This is a genomic window from Tsukamurella tyrosinosolvens (genome assembly GCF_900104775.1).
GTDB classification, from domain to species: Bacteria; Actinomycetota; Actinomycetes; order Mycobacteriales; family Mycobacteriaceae; genus Tsukamurella; species Tsukamurella tyrosinosolvens.
The window spans coordinates 1170525-1194751 of sequence record NZ_FNSA01000003.1; the positions used below are offsets into that span (position 1 = coordinate 1170525).

Sequence of the window (24227 nt, forward strand, 5' to 3'; positions counted from 1 at the left end):
GGCGCAAGGCGCCGCGCCGAGCTCGTAGAATCGACGCATGCCCAGGGGAGTCGCGATCGACGGCGCGCGGCAGCGCCTGTTCACGGCCGCCGAGGCGGTGATCCTCCGTGAGGGAGTGGACGGCCTGAAGGGGCGCGCGGTCACCACGCAGGCGGGGGTCGCGACGGGGCTGCTGCACGCGCACTTCGGCGACTTCGACGGCTTCCTCGCCGCCTACGCGGTGGACCGCAGTTTCCTGCTCGGTGCGGAGGCGGGGAACGCGGCCCCGTCGGAACCGGGTTCGGCAACGACGGTGGCGGAGGCGCTCTGCGCGCAACTCGAGGCGCTGTCGCAACCCGCGGCCACCGCTTTCGCGCGACTGCTGGCCGCGCGGCCGGGGCTCCGGAACCGTGCGGCCGAGGTGCTGGGCGACGCCGCGGCCGGCTTCGAGGGCGTCACGGCCGCGATCGCCGACGGGCTCGCCGCCGAGGAGCGTGCGGGCCGGCTGCGACCCGACGTGCGGGCCGAGGACCTCGCCTACGTGGTGGTCGCCGTCGCACTGCGCGCCTGGTGCGCCGGCGATCCGGACGAGCGATGGCGGTCCGCGGTGCGCGCGCTCGTGTCGGCATCGCTCGCGGAGGCTGACTGAGACGGCCGCGGCGGCGACCCGGGTCCGGATCGCCGCCGCGGCGCGAGTGCGGGCAGGTCAGGACTCGCGGAACTCCGCGGACGTCAGGCCCTGCTCCTCGGCCTTGCGCAGTTCGACACGGCGGATCTTGCCGCTGATCGTCTTCGGCAGCTCGGCGAACGCGATGCGGCGCACGCGCTTGTACGGCGCGAGGTGCTCGCGGCTGTAGTCGAAGATCGACTGCGCGGTGGTCTCGTCGGGTGCGTGGCCGTCGGCGAGCACGATGTACGCCTTCGGCACCGCCAGGCGCAGCTCGTCCGGCGCCGGGACGACGGCGGCCTCGGCCACCGCATCGTGCTCCAGCAGAACCGATTCCAGCTCGAACGGGCTGATCTTGTAGTCGCTCGACTTGAAGACGTCGTCGGTGCGGCCCACGTAGGTCAGGTAGCCGTCCGCGTCCTTCGAGGCCACGTCGCCGGTGTGGTACACGCCGCCCTCCATGACCTTCGCGGTCTTCTCGGCGTCGCCGTGGTAGCCGACCATGAGGCCCAGTGGCCGCGGGTCGAGGCGCAGGCAGATCTCGCCCTCGTCCACGCCCTGCTCGCCGGTGGCCGGGTCGACCAGCACCACGTCGTAGCCGGGGCACGGGCGCCCCATCGACCCGTCCTTGAGCGGCTGGCCCGGCGTGTTCGCCACCTGCACCGTGGTCTCCGTCTGGCCGAAGCCGTCGCGGATCGTCACGCCCCAGGCGTTCCGCACCCGGGTGATCACCTCGGGATTGAGCGGCTCGCCGGCGCCCACGACGACGCGGGGCGGCGTGGCCAGCGCGCTGAGATCGGCCTGGATCAGCATGCGCCACACCGTCGGCGGCGCGCAGAAGCTGGTGACGCCGGCCCGCTCCATCTGCTTCATCAGCGCGGCCGCGTCGAACCGGTTGTAGTTGTAGATGAAGACGCAGGCCTGCGCGATCCACGGCGTGAAGACGTTGCTCCACGCGTGTTTCGCCCAGCCGGGCGAGCTCACGTTGAGGTGCACGTCGCCGGGGCGCAGGCCGATCCAGTACATCGTCGACAGGTGGCCGACGGGGTAGCTCGCATGCGTGTGCTCGACCAGCTTCGGCGCGCTCGTGGTGCCCGAGGTGAAGTACAGGAGCAGGGTGTCGTCGGCGTGCGTGACGTACGAGGGGGTGAAGTCCGACGGTGCCGTGTACGCCGCGGCGAACGACTCCCAGCCCGGCACGGGATCGCCGATGGCGATGCGGGTGACCTGGGCGTCCGCGGGGACGCGCTCGGCGAGCTCGCTGCGCACGATGACGTGCTTCGCTCCGCCGCGGGCGATGCGGTCGGCGATGTCGGCCTCGGCGAGCAGGGTGGTCGCGGGGATGACCACGGCGCCGAGCTTGATCGCGGCGAGCATCACGTCCCAGAGCTCGACCTGGTTGCTGAGCATGAGCAGGATCCGGTCGCCCGGGTTCACGCCGCGCTCGCGCAGCCAGTTCGCGACGCGGTTGCTGCGCGCGCTCATGTCCGCGTAGCTGAACTTCGATTCGGAGCCGTCCTCCTCGACGATCCACAGGGCGGGTGCGTCGTTGTTCTCGGCGACCCGGTCGAACCAGTCGAGCGCGAAGTTCCACTCGTCGAGCTGCGGCCAACTGAAGCGCTCCCGCGCCGCGTCGTAGTCGTCGGCGAGCTCGACCAGCAGGTCGCGCGCGGCAAGGAAGTCTCGATACCCCTGTGTGCTAGCCACTTTCAGATCCTCCGGTTGATTACTTGGATATCCAAGTATATAGTGATGGGCAACACATCGCGCAAGGGCTTCGCGATGGACCTCGATCGAGAGAGAAGGACACACCATGGCTGACGTGCGCACCATCCCGCATTTCATCGACGGTCGTCGCGTGGAGGGCACGGGCCGCACCGCCGACGTCTTCGACCCGAGCACCGGTCAGGTGCAGGCCACCGTCCCGCTGGCGAGCACCGCCGAGGTCGACGACGTGGTCGCGCGGGCGAAGAAGGCTCAGGTCGAGTGGGCGGCCTTCAACCCGCAGCGCCGCGCCCGCGTCTTCATGAAGTTCATCGACCTGGTCCACCAGAACGTCGACGAGCTCGCCTCGCTGCTCTCCAGTGAGCACGGCAAGACCGTCGCCGACGCCAAGGGCGACATCCAGCGCGGCATCGAGGTCATCGAGTTCTCGATCGGCATCCCGCACCTGCTCAAGGGCGAGTACACCGAGGGCGCCGGCACCGGCATCGACGTCTACTCGATGCGGCAGCCGCTCGGCGTCGTCGCCGGCATCACGCCCTTCAACTTCCCGGCCATGATCCCGCTGTGGAAGGCCGGCCCCGCCCTGGCCTGCGGCAACGCCTTCATCCTCAAGCCCTCCGAGCGTGACCCCTCCGTGCCGGTGCGTCTGGCCGAGCTGTTCATCGAGGCCGGCCTGCCCGAGGGCGTCTTCCAGGTCGTCCACGGCGACAAGGAGTCGGTCGACGCGCTGCTGAACAACCCGGACGTCAAGGCCGTCGGCTTCGTCGGCAGTTCGGACATCGCGCAGTACATCTACGAGACCTGTGCCAAGAACGGCAAGCGCAGCCAGGCCTTCGGCGGCGCCAAGAACCACATGGTGATCCTCCCCGACGCCGACCTGGACCAGGCCGTGGACGCCCTCATCGGCGCCGGCTACGGCTCCGCCGGCGAGCGCTGCATGGCGATCTCCGTCGCGGTGCCGGTCGGCGAGGTGACCGCGAACCGCCTGCGGGAGCGCCTCGTCGAGCGGGTGCAGCAGCTGCGCGTCGGCCACAGCCACGACCCCAAGGCCGACTACGGGCCGCTCATCACTCCCGCCGCCGTCGAACGCACCAAGAGCTACATCCAGCAGGGCGTGGACGCCGGCGCCGACCTCGTGGTCGACGGCCGCGAGCGCACCAGCGACGAGCTGACCTTCGGCGACGCCGACCTCTCCGGCGGCAACTACCTCGGCCCGACCCTGTTCGACCACGTCACCAAGGACATGTCGATCTACACGGACGAGATCTTCGGCCCCGTTCTCTGCATCGTTCGCGCGAACACCTACGAGGAGGCCCTCGCGCTGCCCACCGAGCACGAGTACGGCAACGGCGTGGCCATCTTCACGCGCGACGGCGACGCCGCCCGCGACTTCGTCGCCCGCGTCGAGGTCGGCATGGTCGGCGTCAACGTGCCGATCCCGGTTCCCGTGGCGTACCACACCTTCGGCGGCTGGAAGCGGTCCGGCTTCGGCGACCTGAATCAGCACGGCCCGCACTCGATCCTGTTCTACACCAAGACCAAGACGGTGACCTCGCGCTGGCCCTCGGGCATCAAGGACGGCGCGGAGTTCTCCATCCCCACGATGCACTAGGAGCGCACGTGCCCTACCCGAACCTGACGGGGGACGACCTCGCCATCGTCGAGATGGCGCGCGACTTCTCCCGCAAGCGCCTCGCGCCCTACGCACTCGAATGGGACGCCACCAAGCACTTCCCCGTGGCGGAGATGAAGGAGGCGGGCAGCCTCGGCATGGCCGCCATCTACACCCGCGAGGACGTGGGTGGGTCCGGCCTGCGCCGGCTCGACGGCGTCCGCATCTTCGAGGAGCTCGCCAAGGGCGACCCCGTGACCGCGGCGTTCATCTCGATCCACAACATGTGCACCTGGATGGTGGACACGTACGGTTCGGAGGAGCAGCGGCAGGAGTGGATCCCCAAGCTCGCGCCGATGGACGTCATGGCCAGCTACTGCCTCACCGAGCCGGGCGCCGGCTCGGACGCCGCCTCGCTGACCACGCGGGCCGAGCGCGACGGTGACGACTTCGTCCTCAACGGCACGAAGCAGTTCATCTCCGGCGGCGGCGCCTCCGACCTGTACGTCGTCATGGCCCGCAGCGAGGGCGAGGGCGCGCGCGGCATCTCGACCTTCCTGGTGGACAAGGGGACCGAGGGCCTGTCCTTCGGGCCGCCCGAGGTCAAGATGGGCTGGCACAGCCAGCCCACCACGCAGGTGATCTTCGAGAACGTGCGGATCCCGGCGTCGCGCATGCTGGGCGGGACCGACGGTGCCGGCAAGGGCTTCGGCATCGCCATGAACGGTCTCAACGGCGGCCGGCTCAACATCGCCGCCTGCTCCCTCGGTGGTGCGCAGGCCGCGTACGACCTCGCGCTGCGGTACATGACGGAGCGCGAGACGTTCGGCCGCAAGCTGATCGACGAGCCGACCATCCGGTTCGCGCTCGCCGACATGGCCACCTCGCTCGAGGCCTCCCGGCTGATCCTGTGGCGCGCGGCCACCGCGCTCGACGAGAACGACCCCGACAAGGTAGAGCTCTGCGCCATGGCGAAGAAGTTCGTCACGGAGACCTGCTTCCAGGTCGCCGACCAGGCGCTGCAGCTGCACGGCGGCTACGGCTACCTGCACGAGACGGGCGTCGAGAAGATCGTCCGCGACCTGCGGGTGAACCGGATCCTCGAGGGCACCAACGAGATCATGCGGATGGTGATCGGCCGCGCCGAGGCCGCTCGCATCCAGGGCAAGTAGGAGGAACCTTCATGAGCACGATCGCATTCCTCGGCCTCGGCCACATGGGCGGCCCGATGGCGAAGAACCTCGTCGCGGCCGGCCACACCGTGCGCGGCTTCGACCTCGTCCCCGCGGCGCAGGACGCGGCCCGCGCGGCCGGCGTCACCGTGATCGATACCGCCGAGGAGGCCGTGACCGGCGCCGACGCCGTGGTCACCATGCTGCCCAACGGGGGCATCGTGAAGGCCGTGTACGAGTCGGTCCTCCCGCACGCCGCGCCGGGCACGCTCTTCATCGACAGCTCCACCATCTCGGTCGACGACGCCCGCGCGGTGCACGCGCTCGCCGAGGCCGCCGGGATGCAGCAGGTGGACGCCCCCGTCTCGGGCGGCGTCAAGGGCGCCGACGCCGGCACGCTCGCCTTCATGGTGGGTGGCGACGACGCCGCCTTCGCCGCGGCTCGGCCCGTGCTGGATCCGATGGCGGGCAAGGTGATCCACTGCGGCGGCACCGGCAACGGGCAGGCCGCCAAGGTGTGCAACAACATGATCCTCGCGGTGCAGCAGATCGTCGTGGGCGAGGCCTTCGTCCTCGCCGAGAAGCTGGGCCTGGCCGATCAGGCGCTGTACGACGTGGTCACCGGAGCGACCGGCAACTGCTGGTCGCTGCACACCAACTGCCCCGTGCCGGGGCCGGTGGCGGGGGCACCGTCGGGCAACGAGTTCAAGCCCGGCTTCGCGACGGCCCTGATGAACAAGGATCTGGGCCTGGCCATGGACGCCGTGGCGTCCACCGGTTCGAGCGCGCCGCTCGGCACGCACGCCGCGGAGCTGTACTCTGCGTTCGCGCAGGACAACGGCGGCCTGGACTTCAGTGCGATCATTCAGACGCTGAGGTAGCGATTCACGACGAGGAAGGCGGGCGCGATGGCTGAACCGGACCCCCGGGACCCGATCGCGCGCGCCCGCCGCAACTGGGAGGACGCGGGCTGGGGCGGCGACGTCGCCTCGGGCATGGAGGCGGTGACCTCCGTGATGCGAGCGCACCAGATCCTGCTCGCGCGGATCGAGACGGCGCTCAAGCCCTTCCGCCTGTCGTTCTCCCGATTCGAGCTGCTGCGGCTGCTCGCCTTCACCAAGCGCGGCGAACTGCCGATCTCGAAGGCGAGCACCCGGCTGCAGGTGCACGTCTCGTCGGTGACCCACGCGATCGACAGGCTCGGCGAGGCCGGGCTGGTCGAGCGCAAGCCCCACCCGACCGACGGCCGCACCACGCTCGTCGCCATCACCCCGGACGGCCGGGAGCTGGTGGAGAAGGCGACCGTGGTGCTCAACGACGTCTTCTCCGACATCGGCATGCCGGACGACGAGTCCGCCGCCCTGGTCGGCGCGATCCGCTCGTTGCGCCGCTTCAACGGCGACTTCTGACCGCCGCGGCGGGGAGTCGGGGCTCCGTGCCGTCGGTCGACGGTGCGCGGTGCAGGCTCCGGGCGCACGCAGCGAAGGCGGCGGCGAGTCCGGCGTGCACCACCAGGACCACCGCGAAGGCGTGCTGCGCGGGCATCCCGCCGGCCAGCGCGGTGTAGCCCGTCCCGAGCGTCGCGACGCCCAGCGCGAACGCCGCCTGCTGCGCCGTCGACACGAGACCGCCGGTGAGCCCGGCGATGCGGTCCGGCACCGCCCCCATGATGGCCCCGACCAGTGGCCCGAACTGCATCGCCTGGGCCGCGCCCACGAGGATCAGGGCGGGCTGCACCGCCCACGCCCAGATCTGCGGGGCCGCGAGGCCGGTCGCCGCGAGGGCGAGGAGGCCGACGGCGTTGAGCGCGGCCCCCACCGGCATGGTCCGCGCGCCGAGGACGCGGTGGATCGCCGGCTGGCCCAGGGAGACGGCCACGAAGGCGGCGCCGTACGGCACCAGGGCCAGGCCCGACGCCATCGGGCTCATCCCCAGGGCGTGCTCGCTCACCAGCGCGTACTCGAAGACCAGGGCGCCGTAGCCGGAGAAGAACAGCAGCGCCATGAGCAGCCCGACCCGGATCGGCCGGTGCGCGAACACCGACGGCGGCAGCATCGGCGCGCCGCCCGCGGCCTCCGCGCGACGCTGCGCCGACCAGAACGCCGCGCCGGCACCGACGGCGACGGCGAGCAGCACCCAGGAGACCGGGGGCCAGCCCAGCGAGCCTCCCATCGAGAGCCCCACCAGCAGGGCCAGCAGGGCTGCGGTCAGCAGCGCCGTGCCGCGGTAGTCCAGCGGGAGCCGGCGCTGCGCGCGCGTGTCGGGCACCGCGCGGGCGGCGGCCGCCGCGACGAGCGCGATGCCGGCGGCCGACCACCACACGGTGCGCCACCCGAGGCCCGCCGGGTCCCACGCCAGCAGAGCGCCGCCGACGACCTGCCCGCCGCAGAAGCCCAGGCCCGCCGTGGCGGCGATGACCGCGATCGCCCGGCGGCGCGCCTCGCCCGTGGCGGTCGCCTGCACGGTCGAGAGCACCTGCGGGGTGAAGGCCGCCGCGCCGACCCCCTGCATCGCGCGGAGCACGATGAGCGAGGTGATGTCCGGGGCGAATCCGGCGGCGATGGAGGCGATCCCGGTCGCGATGAGGCCGACCACGAAGACCCGGCGTCGCCCGCGGTTGTCGCCGAGCCGGCCGAACAGGATCAGTGCCGTCGCGAAGGTCGCCGAGAACGCGGCCAGGATCAGCGTCTGCTGCGCCGGCGACGCGGAGAGCCGCCGCGCCACCTCGGGGACGGCGACGTTCGCCGACGCGAACAGGAAGGTCGTGAGGAAGTAGGCGACGCCGAGGACGGCGAGCCCGGCGCCGGTCAGGCGGGGGAGGGGAGCGGAGGTCATGGCCCCGACGGTGCCTCGTCATCATCCGGGTATCCAGACCGCACGGATCCTAGTAGTGAGACCACCGGGCTCGCGGCGCGCGAGCGTGCGGCGAGCGGGGATACTCAGTGGCATGGGCACCCGCAACAACGCAGAGCTGGCGCGCTTCCTGCGGACCCGCCGTGAGCAGGTGACTCCGGAACGGGTCGGGCTCCCGGCAGGCGGCCGGCGCCGCACGCCCGGGCTGCGCCGGGAGGAGGTCGCGGCGCGGGCGCACGTCGGCACGACCTGGTACACGTGGGTCGAGCAGGGCCGCGACGTCAATCCCAGCCAGGAGGTGCTCTGCGCCGTCGCCGATGCGCTCCTGCTCGATCCGGGGGAGCGGGACCACGTCCTGCGCCTCGCCGGTCATCCGCCGGGGCCCCCGGCCGAGGAGTCCGGGGCGGCGGCCACCGTCCAACCCGTGCTCGACGCGCTCCTGCCGAATCCCGCCGCCGTGCTCAACACCCGCGGCGACATGGTTCTGTACAACCGCGCCTTCCGCTTCCTCATCACCGACGTCGAACGGTTCCCGCCGGAGCACCGGAACTGCCTCTGGCTGGACTTCACGGACGAGCTGTGGCTCGGCGCCTACGCCGCCGACCGGCAGGAGCTCGAGGCCGTCGTCGCGCGGACGCGCGCGCTGTACGCGGGCAGTCACGCCGATCCCGCGTGGGAGCCGCTGCTGCGCCGGCTGCAGGCGGCTTCGCCGCTGTTCGCGCACCTGTGGAACGCGGGCCTGGTGCTCGACGCCGCCGACTGGGAGAAGACGATCCGCAATCCGCGGGTGGGGGAGCTGCGCCTGCAGGTGAGCACGTTCAACCTGCGCGACCGGCCTTCGCTGCGGATGCTGACCTACCTCCCGCGCGACGAGGACACCCGCGAACGGCTGACCCGGATCGTCCCGCCGGAGTATCGCGACGCCTGACGCCCGCGGCGCCGCTCAGTGCGCGTCGCGCCGGGTGAGCATGCCCGCCAAGTGCTCCCGGCTCAGCCGTGCGGCCGCGTCCGCGTCCCTGTGCTCGATAGCGGCGAGCAGTGCGGCGTGGGAGAGCTGATCGTCGTCGCCGCCGAAGTCTTCGTCGCGGGTCCGCAGCATGTCGATCATCGCCCGGCGCAGGTGCGCGGCGATGCCGTCGAACATCTCGAGCAGGACGGGGTTGTGCGCGGCAGCGATGACCGCCCGGTGGAAGTCGGTGTCGGTCTCGACGTGCCGCACGAGATCCGCGCGGTGCGCGGCGCGGATGGCGAGCGCGGCGCGAACGGCGTCCAGGTCCTCCTCGGTCCGGCGCCGCGCGGCGAGCGTCGCGGCCTCCACCTCGACCGCGATCCGTGCCTCGAGCACCGCGTCGATGGCGGCGCCGTCGAGGAGCACGTCGAGGCCGGACGGGGCGTCGAGCCTGGTCACGAACACCCCGGCGCCCTGCCGGGTGGCGAGCACACCGATCCCCGCCAGCCGCCGGATCGCCTCGCGCACCGTCGATCGTCCGACGCCGAGCTGCGGGGCCAGGGTGGTCTCGCCGGGGAGTTTGTCGCCGACCGCCCACTCCCCGGACCGGACGCGGGCGAGCAGCGCGTCGGCGGCCTGATCGGCGAGCGAGGTGCGGCGGAGCGGGGGCATGCGTCGAGCATACTTCTCAGCTTGTCTGAGGAGTTGTGCTAGGGTCGTCGCCATGACGTACCGGGGACACCTCCTTCTCCTTCCGCGCCACGGCGGGGCCTGATTCCTCGGGCCGGCATCCCGCCGTGGGGAATCCGCGCCGGCCCTCTCGCCCCGCTCGACGAAGGAACCGTCATGCCCTTCCCCACGATCGACACGCCCCACGGCCCCGTCCCCGCCGCCGCACCCGCCTGGAACCGGCAACGCGGCTCGCAGATGCCGCACCGTCGCTACCGCGACGTCCACGCCCGTGTCGACGTCCCGCTCGCCGACCGCACCTGGCCCGCGCGCCGCCTGACCACGGCACCCCTCTGGGTGCCCGTCGACCTGCGCGACGGCAATCAGGCCCTGCCCGAACCCATGGATCCCACGCGCAAGCGCCGCTTCTTCGAGCTCATGGTCGCCATGGGGTACAAAGAGATCGAGGTCGGCTACCCGTCCGCCTCCCAGACCGACTACGACTTCGTCCGCCTGATCGCCGAGACCGACATCGCGCCGCAGGACGTCACCGTCGTGGTGTTCACGCCCGCGCGCCGAGACCTGATCGAGCGGACCGTCGAGGCCGTCCGCGGGATCCGCAACGAGGTGGTGATCCACATGTACACCGCGACAGCGCCCACCTGGCGCGACGTGGTGCTGGGCCGCGACCGGGCGGAGCTGCGGTCGCTGATCCTCGACGGTGGCCGCCACCTGCTGGCGGCCGCCGGCGACCTCGACGGCGTGCGGTTCGAGTTCTCGCCCGAGGTCTTCAACCTGACGGAGCCGGACTACGTGCTCGAGGTCTGCGACGCGATGACCGCGCTGTGGGACGCGACGGCCGAGCGCCCCGTGATCCTCAACCTGCCCGCCACCGTTGAGGTGGCGACGCCGAACGTCTACGCGGACCAGATCGAGTACATGCACCGCAACCTGGGCCGGCGCGACGCGGTGATCCTCTCGGTGCACCCGCACAACGACCGCGGGACCGGCATCGCGTGTGCGGAACTCGCCGTGCTCGCCGGCGCGCAGCGCGTGGAGGGCTGCCTCTTCGGCAACGGCGAGCGCACGGGAAACGTGGACCTGGCGACGCTGGCGCTCAACATGTTCGCGCAGGGAATCGACCCCATGGTCGACTTCTCCGACATCGACGAGGTGCGGCGGACCGTCGAGGCCTGCAACGGGATCGCCGTCCACGACCGGCACCCCTATGTCGGCGATCTGGTGCACACGGCGTTCAGCGGCACGCACCAGGACGCCATCAAGAAGGGCCTCGCCGAGCACCGCGCCCGCGCCGCGGCCGAGGGGCGCCCGGAGCGCGAGATCGAGTGGCGCGTGCCCTACCTGCCCGTCGACCCCGCCGACATCGGCCGGACCTACGACGCCGTCATCCGCGTCAACTCCCAGTCCGGGAAGGGCGGCATGGCCTACCTGCTGGAGCGGGACCTGGGACTGGAGCTGCCGCGGCGCCTGCAGATCGATTTCGCCCGACACGTCCAGGCGCACGCCGACGAGCACGGCGCGGAGATGGACACCGCCGCGCTGTGGGCCGTGTTCGAGCGGGCGTACCGGGCCGGGCCCGGCCGGTTCGAACTCGTCGAGTGCGTCGCCGAGGAGACCGCGGCCGGCAGCCGCGTGACCGTCGGACTCCGGGTCGACGGTGCGCCGCACCGCATCGTCGTGGAAGGAGCCGGCCCGGTCGAGGCGATCGTGGCGGCGCTGGGTGAGCACGACGCGAAGGTCGACGTGCTCGCGCTGCACCAGGCTTCGCTCGGCCGCGGCGACGATGCGGAGGCACTGACCCTCCTGGAGTTCCGCCACGACGGCGAGGTGCGGTGGAGCATGGGCCGCGATCGCTCCGTGCTGGCCGCGACGGCCGCCGCCGTGCTCGGTGCGGCGCAGGCCACGTGACCCGCCGGTAACGTCGCGGGCGGCGCGGGCAACCAATAGGGTCGGTAGGCGTGCACGCAGAAGGAACCTTCACCGTCGAGCCCGTCTACCCCGAGGCGCTCGCGCCGCTCGCCGACCTCGCGCGGAACCTGCGCTGGGTGTGGCACGGACCCACCCAGGACCTGTTCTCCACCGTCGCACCCGAGGTGTGGGCGGCCACCCGCGATCCCCTCGAGGCCCTCCGTGGTGCCGATCAGGCCCGGGTGGCGGCCCTCGGCGGCGACACCGAGTTCGTCGCTCTGGTGCGCGCCCTCCACGCCGACCTCAACGACTACCTCACCCGGCCCGCATGGGCGGACGAGCTGACGGACGGCGCGAAGGGGATCGCGTACTTCTCGATGGAGTTCGGCGTGAGCCAGACGCTGCCGAACTACTCCGGTGGCCTGGGCGTCCTGGCGGGCGATCATCTCAAGGCCGCGTCCGACCTCGGGCTGCCGCTCATCGCACTGGGACTGCTGTACCGGCACGGCTACTTCCAGCAGTCGCTCTCCGCGGACGGCTGGCAGCTCGAGGCCTACCCCGAGCTGGACCCGGCGCAGCTGCCGCTGCGCCCGGTGACGCTCTCCAGCGGGCAGCAGCTCGTGGTCTCCGTCCCGCTCGAGGGCCGCGTGCTCAGCGCCGCCGTCTGGCGGGCCGACGTCGGCCGCGTACCGCTCCTGCTCATGGACACGGACATCGAGAACAACGATCCGGATCTCCGCGGCGTCACCGACCGGCTGTACGGCGGCGACGCCGAACACCGCCTGCGCCAGGAGATCCTTCTCGGAATCGGCGGCGTCCGCGCCGCCCGCGCCTTCTGCGACCTGACCGGCCACCCCGGCGTCGAGGTCTTCCACGCCAACGAGGGCCACGCCGGCTTCCTCGGCCTGGAGCGGATCCGCGAGCTCATGGCGACCGAGGACCTGACCTACCCGGAGGCGCGCACGCTGGCCCGGACCGCCACGGTCTTCACCACCCACACGCCGGTGCCCGCGGGGATCGACCGCTTCCCGGTGGACCTCGTGCGCCGCTACTTCGGCGACGGCAGCCAGATGTGCTCGCTGCTGCCCACCGTGCCGCTCGACGAGATCATCGCCCTCGGCGCCGAGGCCGATCCCGGGGTCTTCAACATGGCCCACATGGGATTCCGGCTCGCCCAGCGCGCGAACGGCGTCTCGAAGCTGCACGGCGCCGTGAGCCGCGAGATGTTCGCCGGGCTGTGGCCGGGCTTCGAACCGGCGGAGGTCCCCATCGGCTCGGTCACCAACGGCGTGCACCACGGCACGTGGGCGGACCGCCTCGTCGCGGAGCGCGCCACGGACCCGCTGTCCATGCCGGACGACGCCCTGTGGCGCCTGCGCACCACGCTGCGGCACCGCCTCGTCGACGAGGTGCGCACCCGCACCCGGGCCGCGTGGCGCGAGCGTGGTGCCGTCGACGCCGAACTCGGTTGGACGGACCGGATGTTCGACCCCGAGGTGCTCACCATCGGCTTCGCCCGCCGCGTCTCGACCTACAAGCGGCTCACCCTGATGCTGCGCGATCCCGCGCGGCTGCGGGCGCTCCTCCTGGATCCGGATCGCCCCGTCCAGGTGGTCATCGCCGGCAAGAGTCATCCCCACGACGACGAGGGCAAGCGCCTGCTGCAGCAGCTGCTGCACTTCACCGACGACCGCACGCTGCGGCACCGGATCGCCTTCCTGCCCAACTACTCCATCGGCATGGCGGGCTACCTGTACCACGGTTGCGACGTGTGGCTGAACAACCCGCTCCGTCCGCTGGAGGCCTGCGGCACGTCGGGCATGAAGAGCGCGATGAACGGCGGTCTCAACCTCTCCGTGCTCGACGGTTGGTGGGACGAGCTGTACGACGGGAACAACGGCTGGGCCATCCCGTCGGCGGTCGGCGTGGACCCGGGCCGACGCGACGACATCGAGGCCGACGCCCTGTACGACCTGCTCGAACACGACGTGGTGCCCGCCTTCTACGACCGCCGCGACGCGGACGACGCGCCCCCGCGCTGGCTCGCCAAGGTGCGGCACACGCTCTCGGCGACCGCGCCCGAGGTCTCCGCCGACCGCATGGTGCGGGAGTACGCCACCGCCTACTACCGCCCGGCCGCCCGCTCGGCCCGCTCCACCCGCCCCGCCATCGGTGACCTCGTCGAGTACATCGAGAAGGTCCGCGCGGGGTGGGACGCGGTGCGCGTGGGCGCATCGACGGCGACCGTGCTGCCCGAGGGGGTGGAGATCGCCGCGGAGATCGCGCTCGGGTCGCTGGAGGACGGCGACGTCCGCGTCGAGGCCGTGATCGGCGGGGTCGACGAAGCCGGGGAGATCGTGGACGGCCGGGCCGTTCGGCTGCACTTCGACGGCGAGGGCTACCGGGCCGTGCTGCCCGGGCAGGTCGGCCGCTTCGGCTACGCCGTCCGTGTGCTGCCCCAGCACCGGTTGCTCACCGGCCCCGCCGAACTCGGCCTCGTGCGGTACGCGCGATGACCGTCCTCGCGGTGGACCTCGGCGGCACCAAGGTGGCGGCGGCGCTGGTGGAGGCGGACGGCACCGTCGTCGAGGCGTCGCGGCACCGCGCCCCCACCGGGCCCGACGCGACGACGGCCGAGCTCGAGGCCGCGATCGCCGGCGTCGTCCGCGACGCGCTGGCCGCCGCGGACGGTCCCGTCCAGGGCGTGGGCCTCGCGGCCGCCGGGCCCGTCGACGACGCGACCGGCACCACGTCGCCGATCAACCTCGAGGCGCTGCACGGCTTCCCGCTGCGCGACCTCGTGGCCGACGCCGCCGGAGGCCTCCCCGTCGAGTTCCGCCGCGACGGCGTCGCGATCGTGCTCGGCGAGCACTGGCTCGGCGCCGCCCGCGGCCACGACGACGCCCTCGGCATGGTGGTCTCCACCGGCATCGGCGGCGGCTTCGTCGTCGGGGGCCGAGCACTGGTCGGCAACGCCGGGCACATCGGCCAGGTCGAGCTCTCGGGGTACACCGGGAGCGAATCCCTCGGGCGCACCACGATGCTCGAATCCGTCGCCTCCGGCCCGCACACCGTGGAGTGGGCACGCACGCAGGGCTTCACCGGCGAGACGGGCGAGGACCTCGGCGCCGCCTACCGCGCCGGGGACGCCGTCGCCGTCGCCGCGGTCCGACGGTGCGCGGCCGCCGTCGGGCAGGGGATCGGCAGCGCGGTGGCGCTCGTACCGGTCTCCGTCGTCGTCCTCGGCGGCGGGTTCACCCGCGTGGCCGATGATTTCGTGGATCAGGTGCAGGGCGCCGTGGCCGCGCATCCGCTGCCCTACGTGGCCGCCGCACGGGTGGTTCCGGCGGGCCTCGGGGGCGACGCCCCGCTCGTCGGCGCGGCCGCACTCGTCTACCGCCGGGATCTCCTGCCGTGACCGACGGGTTGCTCTCCCCACGGGACGCCCGCACCTACTGGGCGTCGCGCGTGATCCCGAGCGACCAATTCCTGCTCTACTGCTTCGACCACGGCGCGGGCCCGGCCCCGTCGGCCGCGGAGGTGGCGGACGTTGTGCTGGCGCGGGCACCGTCGGTCACGGACCTGCGCCTGCGGATCGCCCCCGCCCCCGGCGATCTCGAGCACCCGGCATGGGCGCCGGGCGAGGTGGCCGACGTCCGCGAGGGCATCGCGCACTCCTGGGACGCCGTCCCCGCCGGCGTCGCCCGCCTGTTCGCGCGGCAGGTCGACGCGACCGTCGCGCCCTGGCGGCTGCACGTCTTCCCGCGCGTGGCCGGTGCACCGCGGTGCACCGGCCACGCGACGGTGGTGGTGCTGCAGGTGGCCCACGCCCTCGCCGACGGCCGGCGGTCCGCCGAGATCGCCCGGGCCCTGTTCGGGACCGGTGGGACCGGCGAGGTGCCCGTCTTCCGGCCGCTGCCGGGACCGGTGCGCGCCGCCCGCGGCCTGCTGGGCCTCCCCGTCGCGCTGGCCCGCACGGTGGCGCTGGGCGCCCTCGCCCCGCGGGCCCGCGCCGCCATCGACCGGCGCACCGCCGCCGGCGCGCTCCCGCCCGCCGTGCCCGGCTGCCCGCGCACCCTGCTCAACGCCGCACCCGACGCCACCCGCGACGTGCGGATGCTGGTGCGGGACGGTGCCTCCCTGCATTCCGAACACACCGTCACCGTGACCGCGCTCGCCGCGGTCTCGCTCGCCGTCGAGCGCTACCTGAGGTCGCGGGGCGGTTCGGTGCCGGCGGAGTTGTCGGCGGAGGTGATGGTGGCGCGCGAGCGCCGGCACGGCGAGCGCAACGCCTTCGGCAACGTCTCCGTACCGCTGTACCCCGGCGAGCCCGCCGCAGAGCGGCCCGGCCGCATCGCCGCGGCGCTCGCCGCCGCCCGCGAGCGCGCCGCCAGCCCCCTGTGGCGCACCGTCGGGGCGGCGGAGGACGCGGCACCGTCGTCCCTGGCGGTGCTCGGCGTCCGCGCCTTCGATCCCACGCTCCTGCCGGACACGATGGCGGGCGCGACGGTGCTCTCGAGCGTGCACCGCGGACCGGCGGACCTGGAGCTGCTCGGCGGGAGATCGGTGTTCACCGCGGGCTTCCCGGCGCTCTCGCCCGCCATGGGGCTGACGCACGGCGTCCACGGGCTCGGCGAGACGGTGACGGTGTCGGCCACCAGCAGCCGGACCGCGGTGCCCGATCCGGACGCGTACGCGGACCTGCTCGCGGCGGCGCTCGACGAGGTGGCTCAGGACCGCTGAGGCGCCGGCCCGGTGGTGTCGCCGACGACGAGCTCGACGTCGAGCGCGAGGGTGGGCAGCGGCGCGCCCTCCTGCGCGGCGAGGACGGCCTGCGCCGCGCGCCTTCCCATCTCGACGATCGGCTGTCGGATCGTGGTCAGGACGCGGTCGAAGCCGTCGATGCGGACACCGTCGAAACCCACCACGGAGAGGTCCTCCGGGACGCGCAGGCCCCGTGCCTCGGCGGCGCGGATCACCCCGGCCGCCAACAGGTCCGATTGGGCGATCACCGCGGTGGGGGCGTTCGCGTCGAGCAGCTCGCCGCCGGCGCGGAAGCCCTCGTCGATGGTGCTGTCCGCGGAGATCACGACGACGGCGTCGGGAAAGGCGGCGAGCGCCGCTGCGGTGCGGGCCTGCTCGACGTCGCCGTGCCGGAGCCGGACGACGCCGACCGAGCGGTGGCCGAGCGCGCGCAGGTGGCCCGTGAGCAGGGCGGTGGCGGAGCGGTTCTCGACGCCCACGCTGCCGATGTCGTCGACCTGGTTGCCCGCGGTGACCACGGGGATCGAGCGCTTCGCCATCGCCGCGCGCAGCGACCCGAGGGCGGGCGAGCAGCCGGCCGCCACGACACCGTCGACGGGGAGCGTCCGCAGGCGCTCCTCCGGGAGTGAGTCGGGGAGGAGCAGGACCGAGGTGGGGCTCGCGGACAGTGCGGCGGACACCCCGTCGAGGATGCCGATGATCACGGGATCGCGGAAGGCGCGCCCGGCCTCGTCGTCCACCTGGACGCCGATGATGTCGGTGCGGCCGCTGCGCAGCGACCGGGCCCGGGGATCCGGCCCCTCGTAGCCGAGGTCGGCGGCGGCCGCGAGGACGCGGGCGCGGGTGGCGTCGCTGATCGGCTTGTCGACGCCGAAGGCGTGCGAGGCGGTGGACAGGGAGACACCCGCCGCCTCGGCGACGTGCACCAGCGTTATTCGGTTTGACCCGCGTGTCATGGGGACCTAGCCTAGCAAGCAGTATTCGAAACGTTTCGAAGGGTTGATCGGTGAGCGTGGACTTCCAGGAGCAGAAGACGGACGCGGTAGGGGGCTCAGTGCTCGCCTGGCGCAACGCCGTCGCGGTGATCTTCGCGCTGAGCGGGCTCACCTTCGCCAGCTACATCGGCCGCCTGCCCCAGGTTCGCGACGATCTGCAGGCCACCACGCTGCAGGTGGCGCTCCTGACCTTCGGCCTGGCGGTCGGCTCCGTCGTGGGCCTCGTCGGCTCGGGGGCGCTGGCAGCGCGGTTCGGAGCGCGCCGGGTCATCGCGGTGACCCTGCCCGCCCTGGGCGTCACCATGATCGCCGCCGCTGCGGGCGCGCAGTCCGGGATCTACGCGCTCACGCTGTTGCCGCTGGTCCTCGTCGGGCTCTCGCACGGCATCACCGACGTCTGCATGAACCTCTCCGGCGCCGAGAACGAGCGGGCGCTGGGGCGCACCGTGATGCCCGCCTTCCATGCCGCGTTCTCGATGGGCACCGTGGCGGGCGCCCTCACCGCCGCCGCGGCCCAGGCGGCGCACGTGCCGCTGCTGCCGCACCTGCTCGTCGTGAACGGCGTCCTGCTCGTCGCCGGCTGGTTCGCGCTGCGGCACGTGCCCTACGAGGCGCACGACGCCGACGATCACGCCCCGGTCTCCCGCCGCGAGCGACTGGCGGTGTGGCGCGAGCCCCGCACGCTGCTCATCGGGCTGATGGTGCTGGGTATGGCGCTCACCGAGGGCAGCGCGAACGACTGGCTGGCGCTGGCGATGGTCGATGATCACGGCACGTCCAAGACCGTCGGCACGCTGACCTTCGCGGTGTTCGTCACCTTCATGACGATCGGACGGCTCGCGGGGACGCGCGTGCTCGACACCTACGGCCGGGTGCGGACGCTGCGGGCCTGCGGCGGCCTCGCGTTCGTCGGCCTGTCGCTGGTGATCTTCGGCCCGACGTGGGCCGCGTACGTGGGCGTCGCGCTGTGGGGCCTGGGCGCCTCCCTCGGCTTCCCGGTGGGCATGTCCGCCGCAGCCGACGAGCCGCGCATGGCGGCGGCGGGGGTGTCGGTGGTGTCGACGATCGGCTATCTCTCCTTCCTCGCCGGCCCGCCGATCATCGGTGCGCTGGGCGAGTACGTCACGCTGCTCTACGCGCTGATCCTGGTGCTCGTCGCTGTCGCCGTCGCGGTGGTCGTCGCGCCCGCGGCGCGCGAGCCTGAGGAGGCGGAGTCCTCGGCGCAGTAGCCCGGAGGTGTCAGGGCGCGGGGAAGTATCGGGCGATCGCGGGGCGCAGGCGCGCCGTTTCGAAATCGTCGACGGGCAGCGCCAGTTGCTCCAGAGCGAGGCCGTTGACCGTGGTGAGGAGATCCGCCGCGTCCGCCTCCGGATCGGCGGCACCCGCGCCGCGGAGTTCGCGCGCGAAGGCGGCGCGCTGCGTGGTGCCCCATTCGTCGAGGCTGGCGCGCAGCCCCGGGCGGCGCGCGACCTCGAGGAAGAGCTCGTACCGGGCGATCGCCGCATCCCGGTCGTCGGTGAGTGAGCCCGTGACGTACCGGGTGAGCCGGTCGATGCGCTCGGGGGTCCCGGCGTTGGGCAGCTCCTCCGCGAAGAGCGTGCGTACCTCCTCGATCTGGCGCGTCGCGAGGCGATGCAGCGCCTCGTCGAGCAATTGGTCGAGGGTCCCGAAGTAGTAGCGGGCGTTGCCGTGGGTGGTGCCGGCCTCCGCCGCGACCGAGCGGTGCGTGAGCGCCCGCGCACCGTCGCGGGCGACCAGCCGGATCGCCGCATCGAGGAGCGCTTCGCGGCGCGCGGCGCCGCGGGCCATGCGCGGTTCGCGCACCGGTGAGGACATGGTCGCGATCGTACCGGCGGCCGATTTGCGGTCAATTTTCTCCAAATGGAGAAAATTAGGGCTACGGTGGTGGCGTCCGCAGGGGACACATCTCGGAAGGGCCGCTATGACCACAACACTCATCACCGGTGGGAGGGTGCTCACCCTCGATCCCGATCGTCCGGAGGCCGAGGCGCTGGTCCTCGACGAGGGCCGGATCGTCGCCGTGGGCGACCGCCGCGACATGGAGGACGCCGCGGGATCCGGCGCGCAGCGCGTGGACGCCGGCGGCGCCACTGTGATGCCCGGGCTCATCGACACGCACCCGCACGGAATGCATTTCGGCATGCTCGCCGGTGGGCTGGTCGATCTGACGGACGCCGTCGACCACTCCGACATCGTCGCGCGGATCCGGGCGAAGGCCGCCGTCACGCCGGCGGGGGAGTGGATCATGTGCACCCCCGTCGGGGAGCCCCACTACTTCCTCCGTCGCTCCGAGAAGGACCTGCTGGAGCGGCACCTGCCCGATCGGTGGACGCTCGACGCGGCGACCGCCGACCACCCCGTCATGATCCAGGCCTGGGCGCCGAAGATGCCGAACGTGGTGGCCTTCAACAGCGCCGGGCTCCGCGCCGTCGGACTGAGCGCCTTCATCCCCGATCGCGTGTGCGACGTGGAGATCGAGAAGAACGACGCCGGCGAGCTGACCGGCGTCCTCCGTGGACCGGTCACCAACTACTACACCTACGACCCCTTCTGGGGCCAGATCCTCACCAAGCTGCCGCGGCCGAGCCTCGACACCGCCGCCGCCGGGACCACCGCCGAGATGGCTCGGTTCACCCGGCAGGGCGTCACCACGGGCTATGAGGGGCACGCCATGGAACCCGAGCACCTCGCGCTGTACCGGCACCTGCGCGCCGCGGGCGCCCTCACCATGCGCATCCACGCCACCCTCGACGTCGAATCGGTGATCTTCTACCCCTTCGACCCGCTCACCGACGCCGAATTCGCCGACCGGCTCCCGCAGTTCGCGGCGCAGGTGGGGGAGGCGGGCGACGACCTGCTCCGCACCGGCGGCCTCACCATGAGCCCCGGCGGCCCGTGCTTCTCCGGCTACTTCGCCACCTACGAGCCCGCCCTCGACCCGTTCGGCAGGCCCACCCGCGGCACCCGGTTCCTCTCCCTCGAGAAGGAGGAGGCCTTCGTCCGCTACTGCGCCGAACAGGGAATCCGGGCCAATCTCTGCCTCGGCGCGTTCCGCGAGCACGACGACTTCCTCGACATCGCCGAGCGCGTCGTGCGTGAGGTCGACTTCCGGGACCGTCGCTGGATCCTGCAGCACGCCATCACCATCACGCCCGCGCAGGCGCGGCGCTACGCGGACCTCGGCTTCCAGGTGACCACCAGCGCCGGCTTCGCGTGGGGCAAGGGCGCCATGTATGGCGAGCGCATCGGCGAGCACGCCTGGCGCGACCTCGAACCCCTCCAGCGGCTCATCGACACGGGGCTCGACCTCGCCGGCGGTTCCGACTGGGGGCCGAAGAACCCTTGGGAGCAGATCGAACTCGCGCAGACCCATCGCTTCGCCGGCAGCGGCCACCGTAACGACGGCCCCGATCAGAAGCTCTCCCGCGTCGACGCCCTCCGCATGTGGACGACCGGTGCCGCCGCCGTCCTCGACTGGCCCGAGATCGGCTCGCTCGCCGCGGGGAAGCACGCCGACGTGATCCTCGTGGACCGCGACCCGTCGACCTGCCCGATCGACGAGCTCGCCGGCACCCAGGTGCTGCGCACCTACCTCGGTGGCGAGACCGTCCACGACAGCGGCGAATTGGCCGCCCCGGCGCAGGAGGTGCGCGCATGACCGCCGCCGATCGGGTGCTGGGTCGCGTCGACGGCCTGCGCGAGGAGATGATCGCGACGCTCGGCGACGCGATCGCCGTGCGCAGCGTCAATCCCACCTATCCCGACCAGGACTTCGACGACCTCGTCGGCGGCGAGACCGAGGTCGCGCGGCTGCTCGCCGGCGTCTACCGCGAGGCCGGCGCCGAGACCGAGCTGTTCGGCGAGGTACCCGGGCGCGACAACGTGGTCGGCGTCGTCCACGGCGAGGGCGACGGGCGCTCGCTCATCTTCAACGGGCACGTCGACGTGGTTCCCGCCGGTGATGCCGACGCCTGGACGCACGACCCCTTCGCCGGCTTCCGCGACGAGACCCACGTGTGGGGCCGCGGCGCCGTCGACATGAAGGCCGGGCTCGTGGCGCAGGCCTTCGCGGCCCGCGCGCTGCGTGAGGCCGGGGTCCGCCTCGGCGGCGACCTGATCCTGCAGGGCGTCGTGGGGGAGGAGAACCTCGAGCACCACCTCGGCACGTCCGCCGTGCTCGCCCGCGGCTACACCGCCGACGGCGCGATCATCGCCGAGCCCACCGGCGCGCTCGCCCCACTCAGCGTGATGCCCGCGACCCCCGGCGTCCTCGTCCTGCGGATCACCGTGACCGGCCGCACCGGCCACGCCTCGGCCCGCTCCCTGATGCGCGCCCAGCGGCGCGCCGGGGCCGAGGACCCGATCGCCGCGAGCGCCGTGGACGGCGCGCTCGCGATCCACGACGCGCTGCGGCGGCTCGAGACCGAGTGGGAGCGCACCCGCGTCGACCCGCTCTTCGAGCCGGGCCAGTTCACCATCGGCCTCGACGTGATCGACGGCGGCGCCCGCGCGGGCCGGAACGTCGCCTTCATCCCCGACGAGACCACCCTGGACTACGCGATCTTCTACCCGCCGGCGGCGGGCATCGCCGACGTGCAGGCAGAGATCGCGGCCGTGGTCGCCCGGGTCGCCGACGCGGCCCCGTGGCTGCGCCGTCACCCGCCGGTGCTGGACTGGCCGATGCACTACCCCGGCGGGCGCACCGACGGCGACGACCCGTTCTGCCGGGTCGTCGTGGCCGCCCGCGAGGACGCCGCCGCCGGAACCGCCTACGCGGGCGCACCCGACGTCCGGCCCTTCCCGAGCGCGACCGACCTCACCTGGTTCACCGCGGCGGGCATTCCCGCGGTCGGGCTCGGACCGGGCGCCCTCGCCATGGCGCACGCCGTGGACGAACGGTGCGCGATCGACGAGGTCGTGTGCGCGGCGAAGACCTACGCGCTGGCCGCCCTGCGTTGGTGCGGTGTCCGATGACGGCGGCGAACCGGCCGATCGCGCCCTACATGGCCGTGGGCCTGTCGACCTTCGTGCACGGCATCGGCGCGCGCGAGCACATCGCGCGCAACCTCGACGTGATCGAGGAGGCCTTCCACGCCGCGGTCTCCATCGTGGGCATCAACCTCCCGGTCAAGCTGGTCGCCCTGTCCGAGGGCGCGCTCACCGGGTTCACCGACGAGGTCTTCGACCTGCCGCACGCGCGGAGCGCCCGGGTGCTGTTCATCGACATCCCGGGGCCGGAGACCGAGCGGCTCGCCGCGCTGGCGCGGATGTACCGGACCTACGTCGTGGTGCAGTGCAAGGCGCGCTGGCCCGAGGTGATCGAGGACCGGTTCTTCAACGTCATGATCGTGATCTCGCCCGACGGGGAGATCGTGCACCGGGCGGCGAAGAACCACGTCTGGTGCCGCGAGCACTCGTGCACCCCGCACGACGTCTACGACCGGTGGGTCGAGCTGTTCGGCGAGGGCATCGACGCCTTCTACCCGGTGCTGCGCACGCCCGACATCGGCAACATCGGCACCATCTGCTGCAGCGACGGCGAGTACCCCGAGGCGGTACGGGCGCTCGCGCTGGGAGGCGCCGAGGTGATCTACCGGCCGAGTGAGGCGGTGCCGATGACAGCGGCCGGCCCGGACCCCGGCGGCACGTGGCTGCTGCAGAACCGGGCGCACGCCCACTTCAACGGCGTCTACATGGTGTGCCCCAACACGGGGCCGGTGTACTCGTCGCCGGCGGCGGAGCACCCCGTCGACATCGCTGGCGGCAACGGGCACATCGTCGACTACACGGGTCAGGTGATCGGGCGGGCCCCGTCGGGCGCCAACGCGATCGTCGCGGCCCCCGTCGACGTCGAGGCGCTGCGCCAGTTCCGCGCGATGAATCTCAACTCCAACTGGATGAAGGATCTGCGCACTGAGCTGTTCCGCGGCATGTACGACCGGCCGATCCACCCCGCGAACCTGTGGCTGGACCGCGAACCCGGCCGGCACGCGGAGGTCGACGAGATCTATCGGGGCAATATCGCGCGGCTCGTGGAATCGGGTGCCTACACCGAGCCCGCGGTGCGGCACCCCGGCGCGCGGCACCTCCCCGGACCCGCCGACGGCGACTTCGACGCGGTGATCGCGAACTGGGAGGAATGATGCCCAACGGCGCGGGTCAGCGCAGGAGCTGCCAGGCGAAGGCGGCGGCCAGCGCGCCCGCGCCGTTGAGGCACCAGTGCAGCGCGATGGGGGCGATGAGGGAGCCGCTGCGGGAGCGGAGCCAGGTGAACACCCAACCGGCGAAGGCGGTCGCGATCACGGCGCCCGCGATGCCGAGGAACTGCGCCAGGGGTCCCGCGCCGAGGACCTTCGTCAGGCCGGCGTTGCCACTGGTCAGGCCGAGCGACGAGGCGATGTGCCAGAAGCCGAAGAGCAGCGAGCCCGTGACCACGACCCAGCGGAAGCGCATCGCGCGCGACAGGGTGCCGTGCAGTGCGCCGCGGAAGGCGAGCTCCTCGGGGATCACCGTCTGCAGCGGGATGATCACCATCGACGCGATGATCGCGGTCGAGAAGGTGGCGTAGCGGTCGTTGAGGAACAGGCCGCGCGTGACGGGCAGCAGCGCGCCGACGACGATCACCGTCGCCACGACGAAGACCGCGGCGGCCGCGTACTTCGCCCCGGAGCGCCAGTGCTCGCGGCCCAGGCCCAGCTCGTGCCAGTCCAGGCCGCGGTGCCGCGCGATGCCGATGAGCAGGACCGCGGACACGGGGACGGCCAGCAGGGCGGCCCAGCTGCCCGTGAAATGGGCGACCAGATTGGTCGCGACCAGCACCGCGACGACGACGCCCACATCGACGATCGCGCGTGCCCCGGAGACCGCCGAACGCAGGGCGGAATGATCGGGG

The 24227-nt window shown here is 72.7% G+C and carries 20 protein-coding genes and 1 pseudogene; 15 read left to right on the forward strand and 6 right to left on the reverse strand.

The genetic code is table 11. The features are described from left to right. Nucleotides 1–37: 37 nt before the first annotated feature. Complete coding sequence (locus tag BLW32_RS07330; protein WP_068741092.1) at nt 38–628, forward strand: TetR/AcrR family transcriptional regulator; 591 nt, start codon at nt 38–40, stop codon at nt 626–628. 57 nt (nt 629–685) lie between these two features. Here the strand turns inward: BLW32_RS07330 and BLW32_RS07335 are convergent, their stop codons facing one another. After that, nucleotides 686–2353 (reverse strand): AMP-binding protein, encoded by a 1668-nt coding sequence (locus tag BLW32_RS07335; protein WP_068741093.1) that lies wholly within the window; start codon nt 2351–2353, stop codon nt 686–688. Between the two features lie 106 nt (nt 2354–2459). On the opposite strand from BLW32_RS07335, the gene BLW32_RS07340 reads away from it, so the two are divergent. The 4 genes from BLW32_RS07340 to BLW32_RS07355 are packed head-to-tail and all read left to right on the forward strand — an operon-like array spanning nt 2460 to nt 6564. Then, nucleotides 2460–3983 (forward strand): CoA-acylating methylmalonate-semialdehyde dehydrogenase, encoded by a 1524-nt coding sequence (locus BLW32_RS07340; protein ID WP_068741094.1) that lies wholly within the window; start codon nt 2460–2462, stop codon nt 3981–3983. A gap of 23 nt (nt 3984–4006) precedes the next feature. After that, complete coding sequence (locus BLW32_RS07345; RefSeq protein WP_386113036.1) at nt 4007–5155, forward strand: acyl-CoA dehydrogenase family protein; 1149 nt, start codon at nt 4007–4009, stop codon at nt 5153–5155. Between the two features lie 11 nt (nt 5156–5166). Next, nucleotides 5167–6036, forward strand: a complete 870-nt coding sequence (gene mmsB / locus BLW32_RS07350; protein WP_068524522.1) for a 3-hydroxyisobutyrate dehydrogenase — start codon at nt 5167–5169, stop codon at nt 6034–6036. Nucleotides 6037–6063: 27 nt separating this feature from the next. After that, nucleotides 6064–6564 (forward strand): MarR family winged helix-turn-helix transcriptional regulator, encoded by a 501-nt coding sequence (locus BLW32_RS07355; RefSeq protein WP_068524523.1) that lies wholly within the window; start codon nt 6064–6066, stop codon nt 6562–6564. Here BLW32_RS07355 and BLW32_RS07360 read toward each other — a convergent pair. Then, nucleotides 6548–7990 carry an MFS transporter gene (locus BLW32_RS07360; protein ID WP_068741095.1) on the reverse strand — a complete coding sequence of 481 codons (1443 nt, stop codon included), beginning with the start codon at nt 7988–7990 and terminating at the stop codon, nt 6548–6550. The genes BLW32_RS07355 and BLW32_RS07360 overlap by 17 nt on opposite strands. Nucleotides 7991–8102: 112 nt before the next feature. Between BLW32_RS07360 and BLW32_RS07365 the strand changes: the two genes are divergently transcribed. Next, on the forward strand, nt 8103–8936 hold the full coding sequence (locus tag BLW32_RS07365) for a helix-turn-helix transcriptional regulator (protein WP_068741096.1): 834 nt from the start codon (nt 8103–8105) through the stop codon (nt 8934–8936). A gap of 15 nt (nt 8937–8951) precedes the next feature. Here BLW32_RS07365 and BLW32_RS07370 read toward each other — a convergent pair whose 3' ends face one another. After that, nucleotides 8952–9629: a FadR/GntR family transcriptional regulator gene (locus BLW32_RS07370; protein WP_068524526.1), complete on the reverse strand. Its 678-nt coding sequence runs from the start codon at nt 9627–9629 to the stop codon at nt 8952–8954. Nucleotides 9630–9803: 174 nt separating this feature from the next. Between BLW32_RS07370 and BLW32_RS07375 the strand changes: the two genes are divergently transcribed. The 4 genes from BLW32_RS07375 to BLW32_RS07390 are packed head-to-tail and all read left to right on the forward strand — an operon-like array spanning nt 9804 to nt 16298. Next, nucleotides 9804–11555 carry a 2-isopropylmalate synthase gene (locus BLW32_RS07375; RefSeq protein ID WP_068741097.1) on the forward strand — a complete coding sequence of 584 codons (1752 nt, stop codon included), beginning with the start codon at nt 9804–9806 and terminating at the stop codon, nt 11553–11555. 50 nt (nt 11556–11605) lie between these two features. Next, nucleotides 11606–14071 carry an alpha-glucan family phosphorylase gene (gene glgP, locus BLW32_RS07380; protein WP_068741098.1) on the forward strand — a complete coding sequence of 822 codons (2466 nt, stop codon included), beginning with the start codon at nt 11606–11608 and terminating at the stop codon, nt 14069–14071. Continuing rightward, the gene (locus tag BLW32_RS07385) at nt 14068–14973 is read left to right on the forward strand and encodes an ROK family protein (protein ID WP_068741099.1); all 906 of its coding nucleotides are present in this window, start codon (nt 14068–14070) and stop codon (nt 14971–14973) included. Before glgP ends, BLW32_RS07385 begins: the two co-directional genes overlap by 4 nt. Next, nucleotides 14970–16298 carry a WS/DGAT domain-containing protein gene (locus tag BLW32_RS07390; RefSeq protein WP_068741100.1) on the forward strand — a complete coding sequence of 443 codons (1329 nt, stop codon included), beginning with the start codon at nt 14970–14972 and terminating at the stop codon, nt 16296–16298. Before BLW32_RS07385 ends, BLW32_RS07390 begins: the two co-directional genes overlap by 4 nt. Here the strand turns inward: BLW32_RS07390 and BLW32_RS07395 are convergent. After that, complete coding sequence (locus tag BLW32_RS07395) at nt 16286–17275, reverse strand: LacI family DNA-binding transcriptional regulator (protein ID WP_074850428.1); 990 nt, start codon at nt 17273–17275, stop codon at nt 16286–16288. The two genes, BLW32_RS07390 and BLW32_RS07395, sit on opposite strands and share 13 nt — an antisense overlap. Before the next feature lie 50 nt (nt 17276–17325). Here BLW32_RS07395 and BLW32_RS07400 point away from each other — a divergent pair, with 50 nt between their 5' ends. Continuing rightward, on the forward strand, nt 17326–18543 hold the full coding sequence (locus BLW32_RS07400) for an MFS transporter (RefSeq protein ID WP_068741102.1): 1218 nt from the start codon (nt 17326–17328) through the stop codon (nt 18541–18543). Nucleotides 18544–18553: 10 nt separating this feature from the next. Here BLW32_RS07400 and BLW32_RS27440 read toward each other — a convergent pair whose 3' ends face one another. Then, entirely contained in the window at nt 18554–19150 is a 597-nt protein-coding gene (locus BLW32_RS27440; protein WP_068741103.1) for a TetR/AcrR family transcriptional regulator, read from the reverse strand. Nucleotides 19151–19256: 106 nt separating this feature from the next. On the opposite strand from BLW32_RS27440, the gene BLW32_RS07410 reads away from it, so the two are divergent. The 4 genes and pseudogenes from BLW32_RS07410 to BLW32_RS28105 all read left to right on the forward strand — a co-directional run bounded on the left by BLW32_RS07410 (nt 19257) and on the right by BLW32_RS28105 (nt 23478). Beyond that, nucleotides 19257–20993, forward strand: a complete 1737-nt coding sequence (locus BLW32_RS07410; protein WP_170181062.1) for an amidohydrolase — start codon at nt 19257–19259, stop codon at nt 20991–20993. Further along, nucleotides 20990–22309, forward strand: coding sequence for a M20 family metallopeptidase (locus tag BLW32_RS07415; RefSeq protein WP_068741105.1), 1320 nt, complete (start codon nt 20990–20992; stop codon nt 22307–22309). Before BLW32_RS07410 ends, BLW32_RS07415 begins: the two co-directional genes overlap by 4 nt. 29 nt (nt 22310–22338) lie before the next feature. Beyond that, a pseudogene (locus tag BLW32_RS07420) lies at nt 22339–23196 on the forward strand (nitrilase-related carbon-nitrogen hydrolase); the annotation flags it as partial. A 99-nt stretch (nt 23197–23295) separates the two neighbouring features. Beyond that, on the forward strand, nt 23296–23478 hold the full coding sequence (locus tag BLW32_RS28105; RefSeq protein ID WP_231857354.1) for a hypothetical protein: 183 nt from the start codon (nt 23296–23298) through the stop codon (nt 23476–23478). Nucleotides 23479–23494: 16 nt separating this feature from the next. Here the strand turns inward: BLW32_RS28105 and BLW32_RS07425 are convergent, their stop codons facing one another. Further along, entirely contained in the window at nt 23495–24211 is a 717-nt protein-coding gene (locus tag BLW32_RS07425) for a CPBP family intramembrane glutamic endopeptidase (RefSeq protein ID WP_372456802.1), read from the reverse strand. Nucleotides 24212–24227 lie beyond the last annotated feature (16 nt).

Bases quoted from the DNA above. Each gene is read 5' to 3' on its own strand.
- BLW32_RS07330 (WP_068741092.1), top strand. From the start codon at position 38: ATGCCCAGGGGAGTCGCGATCGACGGCGCGCGGCAGCGCCTGTTCACG.
- BLW32_RS07340 (WP_068741094.1), top strand. From the start codon at position 2,460: ATGGCTGACGTGCGCACCATCCCGCATTTCATCGACGGTCGTCGCGTG.
- mmsB (WP_068524522.1), top strand. From the start codon at position 5,167: ATGAGCACGATCGCATTCCTCGGCCTCGGCCACATGGGCGGCCCGATG.
- BLW32_RS07355 (WP_068524523.1), top strand. From the start codon at position 6,064: ATGGCTGAACCGGACCCCCGGGACCCGATCGCGCGCGCCCGCCGCAAC.
- BLW32_RS07360 (WP_068741095.1), bottom strand. From the start codon at position 7,990: ATGACCTCCGCTCCCCTCCCCCGCCTGACCGGCGCCGGGCTCGCCGTC.
- BLW32_RS07365 (WP_068741096.1), top strand. From the start codon at position 8,103: ATGGGCACCCGCAACAACGCAGAGCTGGCGCGCTTCCTGCGGACCCGC.
- BLW32_RS07370 (WP_068524526.1), bottom strand. From the start codon at position 9,629: ATGCCCCCGCTCCGCCGCACCTCGCTCGCCGATCAGGCCGCCGACGCG.
- BLW32_RS07375 (WP_068741097.1), top strand. From the start codon at position 9,804: ATGCCCTTCCCCACGATCGACACGCCCCACGGCCCCGTCCCCGCCGCC.
- BLW32_RS07385 (WP_068741099.1), top strand. From the start codon at position 14,068: ATGACCGTCCTCGCGGTGGACCTCGGCGGCACCAAGGTGGCGGCGGCG.
- BLW32_RS07395 (WP_074850428.1), bottom strand. From the start codon at position 17,275: ATGACACGCGGGTCAAACCGAATAACGCTGGTGCACGTCGCCGAGGCG.
- BLW32_RS27440 (WP_068741103.1), bottom strand. From the start codon at position 19,150: ATGTCCTCACCGGTGCGCGAACCGCGCATGGCCCGCGGCGCCGCGCGC.
- BLW32_RS07410 (WP_170181062.1), top strand. From the start codon at position 19,257: ATGACCACAACACTCATCACCGGTGGGAGGGTGCTCACCCTCGATCCC.
- BLW32_RS07415 (WP_068741105.1), top strand. From the start codon at position 20,990: ATGACCGCCGCCGATCGGGTGCTGGGTCGCGTCGACGGCCTGCGCGAG.